The 12637-nt window shown below is 56.7% G+C and carries 20 protein-coding genes; 6 read left to right on the forward strand and 14 right to left on the reverse strand.

All coding sequences use genetic code 11. The features are described from left to right. Positions 1-61: 61 nt before the first annotated feature. On the reverse strand, positions 62-328 hold the full coding sequence (locus FX984_RS08705; RefSeq protein WP_146476573.1) for a DUF2513 domain-containing protein: 267 nt from the start codon (positions 326-328) through the stop codon (positions 62-64). Between the two features lie 241 nt (positions 329-569). On the opposite strand from FX984_RS08705, the gene FX984_RS08710 reads away from it, so the two are divergent. Then, complete coding sequence (locus tag FX984_RS08710; protein ID WP_146476574.1) at positions 570-1457, forward strand: hypothetical protein; 888 nt, start codon at positions 570-572, stop codon at positions 1455-1457. 119 nt (positions 1458-1576) lie between these two features. Here the strand turns inward: FX984_RS08710 and FX984_RS08715 are convergent, their stop codons facing one another. Genes FX984_RS08715 through FX984_RS08770 form a run of 12 tightly spaced genes read right to left on the reverse strand, consistent with a single transcriptional unit; the run spans position 1577 to position 9722 of the window. Continuing rightward, entirely contained in the window at positions 1577-1966 is a 390-nt protein-coding gene (locus FX984_RS08715; protein WP_146476575.1) for an antiterminator Q family protein, read from the reverse strand. Continuing rightward, positions 1963-2250, reverse strand: coding sequence for a hypothetical protein (locus tag FX984_RS08720; protein WP_146476576.1), 288 nt, complete (start codon positions 2248-2250; stop codon positions 1963-1965). Before FX984_RS08720 ends, FX984_RS08715 begins: the two co-directional genes overlap by 4 nt. Next, positions 2243-3604 (reverse strand): tyrosine-type recombinase/integrase, encoded by a 1362-nt coding sequence (locus tag FX984_RS08725; RefSeq protein WP_186511858.1) that lies wholly within the window; start codon positions 3602-3604, stop codon positions 2243-2245. Before FX984_RS08725 ends, FX984_RS08720 begins: the two co-directional genes overlap by 8 nt. Next, positions 3594-4976 (reverse strand): replicative DNA helicase, encoded by a 1383-nt coding sequence (locus tag FX984_RS08730; protein WP_146476577.1) that lies wholly within the window; start codon positions 4974-4976, stop codon positions 3594-3596. Before FX984_RS08730 ends, FX984_RS08725 begins: the two co-directional genes overlap by 11 nt. Then, positions 4973-5800 (reverse strand): ATP-binding protein, encoded by an 828-nt coding sequence (locus tag FX984_RS08735; protein ID WP_146476578.1) that lies wholly within the window; start codon positions 5798-5800, stop codon positions 4973-4975. Before FX984_RS08735 ends, FX984_RS08730 begins: the two co-directional genes overlap by 4 nt. Then, on the reverse strand, positions 5784-6515 hold the full coding sequence (locus tag FX984_RS08740) for a helix-turn-helix domain-containing protein (RefSeq protein ID WP_146476579.1): 732 nt from the start codon (positions 6513-6515) through the stop codon (positions 5784-5786). Before FX984_RS08740 ends, FX984_RS08735 begins: the two co-directional genes overlap by 17 nt. After that, a complete protein-coding gene (locus FX984_RS08745) occupies positions 6512-6745 on the reverse strand; it encodes a hypothetical protein (RefSeq protein ID WP_146476580.1) in 234 nt (77 codons plus the stop codon). The genes FX984_RS08740 and FX984_RS08745 overlap by 4 nt, the downstream gene beginning before the upstream one ends. After that, positions 6742-7395 carry a hypothetical protein gene (locus FX984_RS08750; protein WP_223841612.1) on the reverse strand — a complete coding sequence of 218 codons (654 nt, stop codon included), beginning with the start codon at positions 7393-7395 and terminating at the stop codon, positions 6742-6744. Before FX984_RS08750 ends, FX984_RS08745 begins: the two co-directional genes overlap by 4 nt. Then, complete coding sequence (locus FX984_RS08755; RefSeq protein ID WP_146476581.1) at positions 7392-8159, reverse strand: BRO-N domain-containing protein; 768 nt, start codon at positions 8157-8159, stop codon at positions 7392-7394. The genes FX984_RS08750 and FX984_RS08755 overlap by 4 nt, the downstream gene beginning before the upstream one ends. After that, positions 8159-8875 (reverse strand): hypothetical protein, encoded by a 717-nt coding sequence (locus FX984_RS08760; RefSeq protein ID WP_146476582.1) that lies wholly within the window; start codon positions 8873-8875, stop codon positions 8159-8161. Before FX984_RS08760 ends, FX984_RS08755 begins: the two co-directional genes overlap by 1 nt. Then, positions 8872-9183 carry a hypothetical protein gene (locus tag FX984_RS08765; RefSeq protein ID WP_146476583.1) on the reverse strand — a complete coding sequence of 104 codons (312 nt, stop codon included), beginning with the start codon at positions 9181-9183 and terminating at the stop codon, positions 8872-8874. The genes FX984_RS08760 and FX984_RS08765 overlap by 4 nt, the downstream gene beginning before the upstream one ends. Next, positions 9180-9722, reverse strand: coding sequence for a hypothetical protein (locus FX984_RS08770; RefSeq protein WP_146476584.1), 543 nt, complete (start codon positions 9720-9722; stop codon positions 9180-9182). The genes FX984_RS08765 and FX984_RS08770 overlap by 4 nt, the downstream gene beginning before the upstream one ends. A 53-nt stretch (positions 9723-9775) precedes the next feature. Between FX984_RS08770 and FX984_RS08775 the strand changes: the two genes are divergently transcribed. Further along, positions 9776-10270: a hypothetical protein gene (locus FX984_RS08775; RefSeq protein ID WP_146476585.1), complete on the forward strand. Its 495-nt coding sequence runs from the start codon at positions 9776-9778 to the stop codon at positions 10268-10270. Positions 10271-10435: 165 nt separating this feature from the next. On the opposite strand, the gene FX984_RS08780 is transcribed toward FX984_RS08775, so the two are convergent. Further along, positions 10436-10723: a transcriptional regulator gene (locus FX984_RS08780; RefSeq protein WP_146476586.1), complete on the reverse strand. Its 288-nt coding sequence runs from the start codon at positions 10721-10723 to the stop codon at positions 10436-10438. Between the two features lie 83 nt (positions 10724-10806). Here FX984_RS08780 and FX984_RS08785 point away from each other — a divergent pair, with 83 nt between their 5' ends. From FX984_RS08785 to FX984_RS32430, 4 genes are all read left to right on the forward strand, one after another. Beyond that, the gene (locus tag FX984_RS08785) at positions 10807-11526 is read left to right on the forward strand and encodes a LexA family transcriptional regulator (RefSeq protein WP_146476587.1); all 720 of its coding nucleotides are present in this window, start codon (positions 10807-10809) and stop codon (positions 11524-11526) included. A 131-nt stretch (positions 11527-11657) separates the two neighbouring features. After that, a complete protein-coding gene (locus tag FX984_RS08790; protein WP_146476588.1) occupies positions 11658-12038 on the forward strand; it encodes a response regulator transcription factor in 381 nt (126 codons plus the stop codon). A gap of 67 nt (positions 12039-12105) precedes the next feature. Further along, a complete protein-coding gene (csrA, locus tag FX984_RS08795; protein ID WP_146476589.1) occupies positions 12106-12315 on the forward strand; it encodes a carbon storage regulator CsrA in 210 nt (69 codons plus the stop codon). Positions 12316-12463: 148 nt separating this feature from the next. Continuing rightward, positions 12464-12637, forward strand: a complete 174-nt coding sequence (locus tag FX984_RS32430; protein ID WP_186511860.1) for a hypothetical protein — start codon at positions 12464-12466, stop codon at positions 12635-12637.

Consider the following 12637-nt stretch of genomic DNA (forward strand, 5'->3'; position numbering starts at 1 on the left):
ACCTGGGCAACCCACAAAAAAGCCCAGCAGGTCAGGCCGGGCATTGAGAAATCCGTGTAGCTTAAATCTTGAATATTTCTACCTGGAGCTGTTCGATCAAGTCATGCCCCGACCAGGTCAACCTGTAGGTAAGCATGCCGGTTGCCTCTTCAATCTCTGCGGCAATAAAACCTCCGCTCAAAAGTAGATTCAGATGATAAAAATCTGCCTCATCGAATCTATCCTTTTCCCGATTCGCCTCAAGGTTTCTCTCGTCGACTCCATGCAGGCCTTCTAAGTCCTGGATGTCCGTCAACAACTCAAAAACTAGTCTCTTGTCGCGCTCCATTGCTTTCCCTCGATACAGAGCAGGGAACCCCCCTGATCATATGACGAGAGTAGCACGCACGAAAAAGCCCGATTCGAAGACCGGGCTTTCTATGGTGTGTCGCGCTTGAAAAGCTAAACACGGTGCCATGAAAACAGGTGTTTATCCGCGTGGAAAGTTCTATTTTACGGGGTAAGGCAATTACTACCAACCATGGCGGAGGCTGTGCCCCCACCCTACCCTACCAACCGGTACGCAGCCTATGACCATACTGCTCTCATCGCTCCCAGATTCAGATATCCGCTCCATCTGTAAGCAAAAAATAGAATCCCTTGAACATTGGCTTCGACGCCTGATCCATGACACGCTGACTCCAATATATGGAGACTACTTTTCATACGAAGACGCTAGCGGAAATCGACTCATAAAAAGCACGCTCGCAAGTCAGGTAGCCCAGCGACAACTTCGCGAACCATTGAGATACCCCCGAAAGATTGATGCTGTCCTACTCGATGACGCGATTGAAATCCTGTGCAAGCCTGAGCTCTACAAGAATCATTTTAGGACTCCTCTTGAACATGCTTTTCCTCACGGCAGAGAAGAAGCAAAAACCTTCCTGGGCAGGATACAGGCGCCGAGAAACAATCTTGCTCACGCAAATACAATCAGCGCGAGAGCCGCAGAGCAAATTATCTGCTACAGCAATGACGTCATTGAATCGCTTCGAGAGCACTACAAGAGTCTTAATATGCAGCAAGAATACGATGTGCCATTGATACTCAGAATCACGGACTCCTTTGGTCAAACCTTCACCCGTGGCCAGCTTATGCAAGTGCATGACGGCGGCATATACCTTTCGTATTTGAGCAACCCAGATCATCATCTCCGCCCTGGAGATACATTGACCATGGAATTAGAGGTGGATCCGGCCTACGAGCCAGACAGTTACTCGATCCAATGGTCGTCAACCAAACGGCTGGATGGCGCCTATGATGCCCATAAATTGGTAGTACCAATTTTGGACAGACATGTTGCTCAATCGCTAGATATCCAGTGTCGAATAACTACTGAGCGAAGCTGGCACCGCATGCAAATGGGCGCAGATGACTTCTTGCTCGCCAATTTCAAGGTTCTCCCACCTATTCGTTAAAAAACGAGTGAGGGTCTGTCAAGCAGCTTGATAGCTTCGGCAGATAAGTTTCAAACGGTACCAACCACAACAGGGGAGATCCTGGAGATGGGATCCCCTCCGTTGATGCCCTGCTAAGGCTATGCAGCCTCGCGAATTTTCTCCAATGCACAATCGACCCAGGCCACTCCGGCCTTGATTAACTCTCGGGCCTTTGCCTCTCCCATCTCGTTTTCTTTGGCAACCCTAAGGGCTGGCCACTTCGCGCCGAAGTAAAGCCATATGAAGTTACCCATCTGCGCGTCCCGGGTGGCGAGCTTGGCCACCGCCCGGTCAACCAACAGGGCCACGTCATCAGTGACGCAGTAATTCTTGATACCGCCCTCGGTTACATTGTTGTCGCGGATCAGCGCATAAAGGGGTGATACGTACCGAGGCACGCCCATCCCGTCCATCCGCCACCAGCCCCATTGCTCCAGCAGGTATTCAGTATCGCCCAAGGGCTTGTCGACATACGTGCGCTTCTTCATGCGGCTTTCCTCGGATCTGGATCACTCAGGCCAAACAGGTCGCGCAGCAACCGGTCAGCGGGTTTGTTTTTGGCGTTCCCCTCGATCAGCCAACGTTGGCCGAAATCATGAAAGCCGATCTGCACACGACTGCCGTGCCAACTAGCGACTATGTCCAGCAGGTAAGCCAGCGCATTCGGCCCGCCGACTTTGACCTTGGCCAACTCTTCACCGGCGATCTTTAGAAAGCGCCGCTCCAGGTCGCTCATGCTTTTGCGCGGCAATGCCGCTGTGACGTTACTCATTGCCGTCTCCTGGCTGTTGATTTGGTGTGGGATGGGTGCCGCCTTTAACTAAAAACCTCCTCCTCGGAAGTGGATACTGATTCACGCTGAAAGCCTCGTTATTCATGGTCTCGGCGGGTAATGCCTCGCCTTCCTGTCTCGCAAATGTCCCACCGTGCAGCGCCTCGAAACCTCGTTGATCGAGGTAGGCGTGCCAGGTCTCCAGAGCCTGTCGCTTGAGCTGCTCGGCGGACGTGTGGATGTAGGCCTGGTCGAGGTCCTTCATGGCGTGGTTCAGCAGCAGCTCCCCGACCATGTAGTCGACGCCCAGGTCAGTCCACGCCGTACGGGCCACCTTGCGCAGGTCGTGACTCGACCATTCGCCGTGGGCCAGGTGCGTGAACATGGTGCTGGCCTTAGTCGCGCTGAGGGCTTGGCCAGAGCTTCCCGGGAACAGGAACTGCCCGGTGTAGCCCCTGCCCTTCTGCACAATCCGGTACCGTTCGATCAGCGCCATGGCCTGGCCGGTCAGTGGCAGGGTGTGCGCCGCTTTGGTTTTGGTGTCCGCCGCGGGGATGAACCACTTGCCGGTGTCGGTGTTGACGTTCTTCCAGCGGGCCAGGCGAGTTTCACCCAGGCGCGTGCCGTGACAGAGCATCAGCCCAGCCAGCGCAGATGCCGCGGGCGATTCTTCGAACTGGTCGGCCAGCAGGATCAGCAGGCCAGGCACGTCATCAGAGTGCAGCCGCGCCGCCTTGGCCTTGATCTTCGTCCGAACGAAGTCGGTGAACTCCAGCCCTGCCAGCGGGTTAACGGCCAGCAGGTCCAGGCGATAGGCCTGCCGCACAGCCACCCCCAGGACGCCCCATACCGAGCGCACGAACGACAGCGCGTAACGCTCCTGCATCGGCATCAGCAGCAGTCGGTCAATGGCCGGCCTGTTCAGCCCAGCCAGCGGCAGTTGACCGAGACGTGGCTGCAGGTGCCGTTTCAAGGCCGACTTGGCACTGGCCTTGCGTTTCTCGGATAGCGCCCGGTCGCGCGTCATGCGCTCCAGGTACCAGGACAGCAGTTCGCCCACCGTGGACCAGTTGGTGGCCGTGGACTTAGCAGCAGGATCAGCAGATCGGCGGGCCAGGATGGTCGGCAACGTAGCCAGCATCGCCTTGGCGTTGATGTCCGGATAGTTGCCAGCCTTGCCCCAGGACTTGCCCACCACGACGTGCCACGAGCCTTTGGCGCGATCCACGGTGGAATAACGGAACCTGAGCGCCGGGTGCCGAGGATCGCGCAATTGGCGAACGTCACCAGCCTGATTACGGCGGATCTCGGCGTCGGTCAGTTGAACGTGCAGGGTTTTCAGATTATTCACCATGCTTCCTCCGCTGGCCCTTGTATTGCTCGGAGAAGGGTCGACCGATCTCCACCTCTTCCTGGGTGGGCTCGCGGCCCGCGAAGTTGACGAAGCGGGCGAACTTGCCCTGCTGCTGCACAACGCACGAACCGACCGGTGCGTGCCTGCACTTGGGCATGATCAGCTCGGTCACGCCGTTCTGGCCCTGCTCGTCGTCCATGTCACGGTGGACCAGGATGATGCAGTGGGCGTCAGCTTCGATCTGACCAGAGTCACGCAGGTCTGAAGCAATGGGCTTCTTGCCTGGGCGTTTGGTCGAATCGCGGTTGAGCTGGGCCAGCAGGATCACCGGCACCTCCAGCTCCTTGGCGATATTGACGATACCGGTCGAGATCTTTCCCAGTTCTGCGGTCCGGTTGAACGCCTTGCCGTCGGAGCCGATCAGGCCGATATAGTCGATCACCACCACGTCGAGGCCGTGCTTGCGCTTGACCTGGCGACAGATGCTCCGAATGCGCGCGACGGTGAGGCCCGACTTGTCGCTGACGTAAAGGGGCTTGTCCATGATCTTGTTGACCGCAGACGTGAGCCTCGGCCAGTCATCATCTTGCAACTGGCCGTTATCCAATACTTGCAGGTCGACGCTACCCAGGGATGCCAGGGCGCGGTTGGCGAGCTCCTCCTCCGGCATTTCCAGCGAGAACACCATGCCAACGCCCAGACCGGAGCAGGAAATGTGCTGGGCGATCTGCAGGCCGAGCGTTGTCTTACCGCTCCCAGGCAGACCAGCGACGATGGTCACTGTCTTTTTTCGTAGCCCTCGGATCAGCTTATCCAGATCTACCAAGCCAGTGGAGAGCCCCGATTGAACAGCGCCATTGAACTTGGCATCGATGATGTCGATATTTCGGGTCACCACTTCGTCCATGCGCTTGTAATCGGGCTCGCCGGTATCCAGATCGCGCAGATCCGCCATGGCCTGCTGCGCGCTGGCGATGATTTCAGCCACCGGCCTGTTCTCGTTGGCCGAATCACGCACGGCATCAGCAGCTTCCACCAGTCGGCGGAGCACTGCTCGCTCCGCGACTGTCCTGGCGTACGCCTTCCAGTTGGCGGTGCTGGGCGTGTTCTTCGCCAATTCAGCTGCGTAGGCGATGGTCGTGCCGCCACTCGGTAGGTAGGGTTTGAAGTCGTGAAGCGTGACAGGGTCGACCGGCGCGCCGGTGGCGTGCAGGTCAATCATCACTTGGTAAAGCGCAGCGTTCTCCGGATCGTGAAAGTCCGCGGTGGTCACGCTGGCAGTGATCGAGTCGAATAATTCACCATCCAGCATCAGGGAGCCGAGCAGCGCGTGCTCGGCCTCGTCACTGTAAAGCTCTCGGTACTCGTTCATACGCGCCCCCGTGCCGAAGCCCAGGTGAAGCCAGCCAGCAACGCACCGTTCTCCCGCAGTCGATCAAGCGCCCGGGCGCCGATGTACTGCTCGAGGCTTGGCGTGGACTTCCCTTCAACGTCCTGCTTCGACGTGGCTGGCAGGTTCGAGATCAGCACCGAAGGCCGGACCAGCTGATAACGCCGGTCGATGACCTCATGCAAGACCGCCAGCTCGTACGCGGTGCCCGCCTGGGCGCCCACCTCATCGATTACCAGCAGATCAAAGCTTGCCAGCTCATCGATCACGTCGCCCTCGGTGTAGCCGGAGTCTCGGACCATGGATCGCTTGAATACCCGGATGATCTCGGCGGCGGTGGTGATCACCGCGATCGCGTTCAGCCCGATGACCTGGCGCACGATACTGCAGGCCAAGTGGGTCTTGCCGGTACCGACATTCCCGGTCAGCAGCAGGTTGCGGCCGGCCAGGTAGTGCTGGCCGAAGTCGTTGGCGTAGCCCTGGCACTTTTCGAGCGCCTCAGACATGGACGGGGTAGTGGCGCGATAGGTGGCGAAAGTGCAGTCGGCAAACCGTGGCGTGATGCCAGAGCCCACCAGCGCGCCGTTGAGGCGTTCGGCGGCAACGTGAGCCAAGGCCTGGATATGCTCAATACTGCCCACCTCTGCCACGCGCAGGCCGTGGAACTGGCACTGCTTGCAGGGGCGGACAAGCATCGAGCCGTCGAACTGCTCAACCTCGGAGCGATCAACCGCACCGTGGACAGAGCATTCGCCAGCGAACGAGCGCATTTCAGGTTGGCGACGGAAGTTAGAACGCTGGTTCATTGTCGCCTCCTTGGTACATGTCAGGTGTGTGGTCTGGCAGGTTGTTGAACGCCCGGCCGTTGGCCGTGCAGGGATTGAGCACATCAGTCCAGCGCTCACCGTTTAGCCAGGTCGACGCCATCGGCACGAACTGACCGTCATCTTTGGTCCAGTCGCGGGAAACGCGGTGGCTGCCAAGGGCGGTCATCAGAGTTTGTCGAAGTTCAGCGCTTGGCTTCAGCTTTTCCCATGCCTTGCGAGCGTCCTTCTTCGACTTCTTGTTGGGATACAGCTTCCAGAACACCTCGAAGGCTTCGGCCAATTCCACTTCCGATGTGCACAAGGTTTTAGGTTCCTTGACTGGTTCAGAAGGGTGACTGGTTCTGGTGCTTTCTGGGCCTACAGGGGCTGTAGGCTGTGCGCCTACACCTGTGCTTTCTGGGCCTACAGGTGTGCTGTTTTGGCCTACACGCCCGAGAACCAAGTAATAGAGATTTGATGAGTTTCCCTTTGGTCCTTCTCTGTTCTCAATCCGCAAAAATCCCTGAGCAGCTAACTGCTTGATGTGTTTGCGAACAGTGCTGCGATCGATCTCGCACTGGTCGGCAATGTGCTGGTACGAAGGCCAGCATTCGCCCTGGTCGTTTGCATTATCAGCCAGCTTGATCAGTACAAGCTTGCGAAGTGGGTTGCCTACCTTGACTTTCATAGCCTTAACCATCGAATCCATGCTCATAGGTCCAGCTCCCGCGTAACACGGGCAATGAACGCATCGTAGGTCTCGGTCATAGCGACGCCGCGATCCTCCAGGGCGACACGGCCGGCCTTGGCCAAGCCGTAGATCTCCCAGCGCTCGCGCTCAGGCAGATGGCGGCAATTGGAATAGCAGGGCCAGGGCCCAGCTACTACTTCAGCGATGACGGGAGCCTGGGGAAGATTGCCGGTGGCAATATCGTAGGTGGTCATTGAGGTTTCCCTCCATCGACTACCGTCAGCACCGGCGGAAGCTTCGGGCCGAACGGCGCGCCAGGCGCGAATGGATCAGGTAGCAGTTCGCTTGGTGTCTCATGAAGAAAGTCTGCAAAAGCCATGTGGCAAGCATTGAAAAGCGGTGCGTCATTCCACTCTTGTCCACGTCGCGCAGCGCTTTCCTCAACTGAGTGAGCGAAAACAAGGTCTGATACCGAAACGCTCCCGCCCTTCCTGAGGGCTTCCCGCTCAACGGTATTCACCGCCAGCAGGTCGCACAGCCGGTCGAATCCCAATCCTTCTGTGAGCCCTTCGGTGTCCAGCATCAACGAGCGACCAAAGGCGGCGAGCACCTTGCGAAGGTCGGCGCGTTGCGCCTTTCGATGCTGAGTTGACTGCTCCTGAAGCTCGTAGATCTTGTTGGCCGTAAATGGCAGGTGATGGCGCAGCTTTCCCGCTTCTCGTCGAAAAGCCCGTCGCTCTGAGGTGATAGCGTCGAAGCGCTCACCAAATACGCGGCAGATACGGCGCGTTGTTATGAGGCTGGTGCTCTTACTGGCGCAGGGCTTTTGTGCGATCCGGACAAGCTCACCGACCAAGCTGAAACCCCGTGGTGGCTGCTCGGCATTACTGTTTGTTCTGTTCATGCGGGATTCCTCTGGCGCAGCTTGAAGCGGCCCTGCTGAATATCTGGATGGGTGGCTCGCTCAGCGGTGACGAAGGTGCACTCAGCGGCGAACCGGTCGAAGCGACGGGTGATATCTGCGGTGGGCCAGATCGGGTATGGCTGGGCCCCGTCGTCGGCGTGCTTGCTGCGTACCATGGCGAATGGCAGCGGCGCGCCGGGTATATCGCGCATCACGGCGTTGATCACCCACTGGGGAATGCCGTGGCGCAGGCTGACGCGCTCGCGGATCGTGGTCATAGACTCAAACCCGGCAGGCCTTGAGTCGAGGTAACGAACCTGCTCGACGTTGGCCACCCGGGTCTCGATACGCTCCAGAGCCACCTGCTGCTCGGCCTGCTGTCGTTCGACGTTGATCACCGCTTGAGCCTGAGCCAACAGTTTCTCACCGGGCGTCATTGGTCGCTGGTAGCTACCTGTCTTGCGGATGGTTGGCAAAACCTCGTCGAACACCCAGGATTCGAAATCCTGAGCAGCAGGCATCGTGCTGTTGACGATCAAGCGCAAAGTGTCGCCTTCGGAAAGGACACGCAAATCCTGCATGCCACCAGGCGTTTGAAGGGGGTAGCGTTTCACGACCCCCTTGCAATGCCGACCCATTGCATCACTGGAGTTGGCGTAAGCGAGCAGGTCACACACGTCCTTGCCGACAAACCACGGATCTCCGTGCTCATCGGTGATGACGCGGATAGCGGTACCACGAAATTCGAATGGGATTAGATTCATCAGTAAGCCCTCGAACGAGAGTCGCGGCGGTAGGTACGTGGACGGCGAGCGAATTCGATTGCTGTCGCGGAAACGCCTGTGCCGATAAAGGAAACATGCACGTCACTCATGAGCATCTTTTCAGGGATGTGGAGATAGCGGCCTGCAGGAAGTGCGCGAGGCTGACGCCGAGCCCTGGGCATATGCTTGTCCATCAGTGCGATGTCGGCGGCGACCTCTTCCTGAAGGCTCTTCCCCAGTTCGCACAGTGGGACAGGCTCGCCCGGACGAATTTGGTTCCAGGCATATCGATCGGCCAAAACTTCGTTGATGCTGCGAATCACACTTTCACAGCGGGTGCGAACCTGTTGGTCGTCGATGCTGACCATGTCCCAGTAGCAAAAATTATCCACACGGTGTCCGATTTCATGGGCAACGATGAACGGATAGATTTCGTGGTCCTCAAGCGACGACCAATCGATCTCCGGACGCTGATTACTGCGCATACGCCCAGCATCAACACTGGTTGACAGTTGGATGCCACAGACCTCAGCGAAGCCTGGCTCATCTGCTGAAACATCCAAGCAGACGAGCTCTGCGCGTGGGTCGAAGATCCCCCAGCAGCTACCGAGGGCGCGGAAGGTTGAAAGGCTGAGCGCGCAACCAGCCTGTTTTACCTGTTCGGCGAATTTCCGGTACTGAGTGCGGGTGAGTCGAAGTGTTGTGTGGGTCTTCATGGACGCACCTCGACATCAATGCCTGGTCGCTTGCCAACCACGCCGTAGGAAGCGCCCAGGTGGCGGTGCGGCCAGCAGAAGTTCCCGCTGAACAGGCGCACTTGCTCGACATGTCGGCTTAGTTCGCAAGCCAGTTCGCTGTCGTGATAGCCGCCCAAGGCCGGAACGATCTGCCCCAACAGAAGTGAGGCGAGCTTGTTAAATTCATCCCTTGCGAAATTCATCGAGCACATGTCGCGAGCATCAAGAAGTGCATCGCGCAAAACCTCGCCTTCGACAGGGTTGATAACTGAAACGGCGGTGCTCATGGCTGCACCTCAGTATCCGGCGCCACGTTTTGGGACTGCGCAGAACGTGGCGCATAACCTACGTACGGACCAAACTGTCCGAGGCGCGAGCAAAGTTCGTACCCTGGACGCTCTGCTGAACGGACAGACTTGATGAGGTCGGTCATGCGTTCATCCATTCGAAGAAACTCTTCGAACTCTGCAGACCAACCAGCAGCCCAGATGATGCGAACTGAGCGGGGGGAAACATCCTGCTCTAAAATCGACTTGAGCTCTCGAGCAATGGCTTCATCAAGCACGCCCGGATATGAGCGTTTGAAACCAGCCTCTTCATAAACGACTTGCACCTCGAAATAGGTGAAGCCAGCCCGGTCGGACAATGACCGTGGCAGGTGTTGCGCTTTTGGGGGCGCGGTGGTATTTTTTGGGTGTGACATATCGTTCTCCAGAACGAAGAAGTACATAAAGCCCACGCCAATGGGCTGCTTGAGAACCCGGCCGCCAAGCCGGGTTTTTTGTTGCCTGCGATTTACCCAGGCCGCAAATTGGTACCGGGCCAAGCCGTGATACTGTTTTGATCCCACTCGAAACGACGGTCACGGAGACCTGCTATATGAAGTTGAATAGGCTGTTGCAGCATGCACTTTTGGAAGAGTTGCGAGACTTCTACCCACGCAGAAGTCAGTCGGCATATCACTTGGACGGATATACCCAAGTTGAATGCATCAACAACCTTGTTTACCTGGAAGAGCAAGGCTTGGTTGATAGCGGAGTGACTGTCGGCTACCACAGTGGGTCCGGAACAATCACGCAGGCACGGATCACCGCTAAAGGAATGGATTTCCTTGAGCACGATGGAGGTATAGGAGCAGCTCTTGCCGTCGTAACCGTTAAGCTCCATGAGGACACCCTACGTCAGTTAATCGAGGCAAAAGTCCAGGCGTCGAACCTTCCCGAAGAGCAGAAGAGCGGGATTCTGAAAGCTCTGCGTGAAGCTCCTGGCGAGACCACAAAACAGCTGATAACGAAACTAGTGGACCTCGGCATGGAGAACGCGACGAAAGCATTCCCGCTAATTCAAGCGTTGCTACAGTCCGGCCATTCCTGAATTCGTCTGCATTACGGGCTCGGGTGAGGCACAGGTAGCCAATCAGAGCGCCTGGGCCCCATAGCTCAACGAATGCCTCCTCCACATCCAGATCAAGCTGTAGGAATAGCTCCGTGCTGGATGTGGATTTGCGTTGGGCTAAGGCGATCAAGCAGGCAGGGATCATCACGCCACCTCGATACTGGATGGATTACCAGAGGTCTTGCCAGACTGCTCAATGCGTGAGGCTTGGGGCACCATTTGGTTCAAGGTTGGCGATGCTTCTCGATAAAGATCGGGCCGCAGATCATGACGAGGAATGCCAGTCACACTCTCAATCAAAACGACGTGTCGAGCCGGAACGCCGCGCACCTTCCAGTAAGAAACGGCCATCGGCGTTACACCTGCCAATTTCGCAAGCGCAACGGCTGATCCCGCAGCGGCAATTGCTCGCTCAAGCGGAGAAGGACTCATAGGCACACCGATGCATGGTTATAAACGTAAATCAACAATACGTTTATTTAATAAACATCGCAACCCCGGTAAACTTTACGTTTATGAATACTCAACACTCTGGCAACCGCCTAAAAGAAGAGCTCCAGCACCAAGGAATAGCGCAGGCTGAATTCGCGAAATCCATGGGCGTAAGCGCTCAAACGCTTAACAATTGGTTCGTCCGTGGTGTTCCCGGCCGATGGCTCATACCTGTCGCCAAGATGCTCAAGATCGCCATCACCTGGCTGAATACTGGCGAGGGTCCGCGACATTTGTTCGGAAAGGGCGAAGGCGATTTCGACTTGCAGCACCTGAGCTCATGGGATGATCAGGCCCCACTGGACGACGAGGAAGTAGAGGTGCCCTTTTTACAGGAGGTCGAGCTGGCCGCAGGCGCGGGCAGATTCTCAATCGAAGAAAGCTCTGACTCCAACCTTCGTTTCAGCAAGAAGAACCTTAGGGATAACGGAGTTCAGTTTGACCAAGCCAGGTGCGTGACAGTACGCGGAAACAGCATGACTCCCGTGTTGAGAGACGGGGCGACGATTGGCGTTGATCTCGGCAAGACGAAATTCGGCGATATCATTGACGGCGACGTCTACGCCATAAATCACAACGGTCAGCTGCGCGTGAAACAGCTATATCGACTGCCATCAGGAATCCGGCTGCGCAGTTTTAACCGCGATGAGCACCCTGATGAAGACTACAGCTTTCAGGGCATCCTTGATGAGCAAATCAGCATCATTGGGCGCGTGTTCTGGTGGGCTATGTACGCCAAATAAGCATCCCCAATTGAAGCCCGCTGCATGCGGGTTTTTTTGTGCCTCAAGAATATAGATAAACAAAAATGTTGATTTGTTTATAAACATATTGTTTACTTCCTCCATCGCACTTCAGCATGGAGCTTCACAACATGAGCACCAACACCCTGACTGCTGGCAATTGGCAAGGCAATCTAAAAATGGGTCTGGCTCCTCGCGAGCTAGAAGCTACTTTGTGGGCTGCAGCCGATCTGACGGTGAAAGAGATTGGTCGAGTCATGGGTATCAGCCCGAACACCGCCGAGAAGCGTCTCGAAGCTGCCCGTTTCAAGCTGGGCGTCAAGACAATGCGCGGCCTGGTAATCGAGGCGTTCAAGCGCCAGATCATCACCCCTATGGTAATCGTTCTCTGCATGGTGCTGACCGCCCAGCAAGTCAATACCGAACAGTTCGGCCGCATTCGCCGACCAGGCGAGCGCCGCACTGAAACACGTGTGGCCGTACGCCGCATTGAGGCCGCTCTAACCGTTTAACCAACCCTGATTTTTGCGAAAGCCAACAACGCGGCCGGGATTCGCTCGGCCGAAAAAGGAGCAATGCATGCTGATTCTCTCACGCAAGCCAGGCGAAACCATCCGCATCAATGACGACATCTGCATCAAGGTGCTTGGCGTTAGCGGCCAACAGGTACGTTTGGGTATCGAAGCCCCTAAAGGTATAGAGGTACATCGCGAGGAGATCTACCAGCGCATTAAAAGGGCACGGACTAGCGAACAAGAGGTAGAGCCATGCTCCAGACAATCCAACTGACGCTAATAGTCGTTCTGTTCGTACGGATGCTGGTGGTACCCGAAGATCCGCCTGATTTGGCCAACTGCTCTCCAGTGATTGAAAAGCAAACCGCCCCAAGTTCAGCGACTAGCTCACGACATATTCGGAATGACGAGAGGTTCTTACTATGAGCTGCCGAAACGATACCAAGGGCCAGCGCCTGATCGAACTGTTCAACGCCCTAAAGCGCCGAGAAACCACCTTCGGACAGATTTACGCAATGTCGGCGTCATGCGGTATCGACGCGCGCCGGGTGTTGGCAGATCACTTCCAGCAAGGCGCGGGCCGAGAGCAAGGATAA

The sequence above is a fragment of the Pseudomonas marginalis genome (genome assembly GCF_008692035.1).
Classification (GTDB): Bacteria; Pseudomonadota; Gammaproteobacteria; order Pseudomonadales; family Pseudomonadaceae; genus Aquipseudomonas; species Aquipseudomonas marginalis.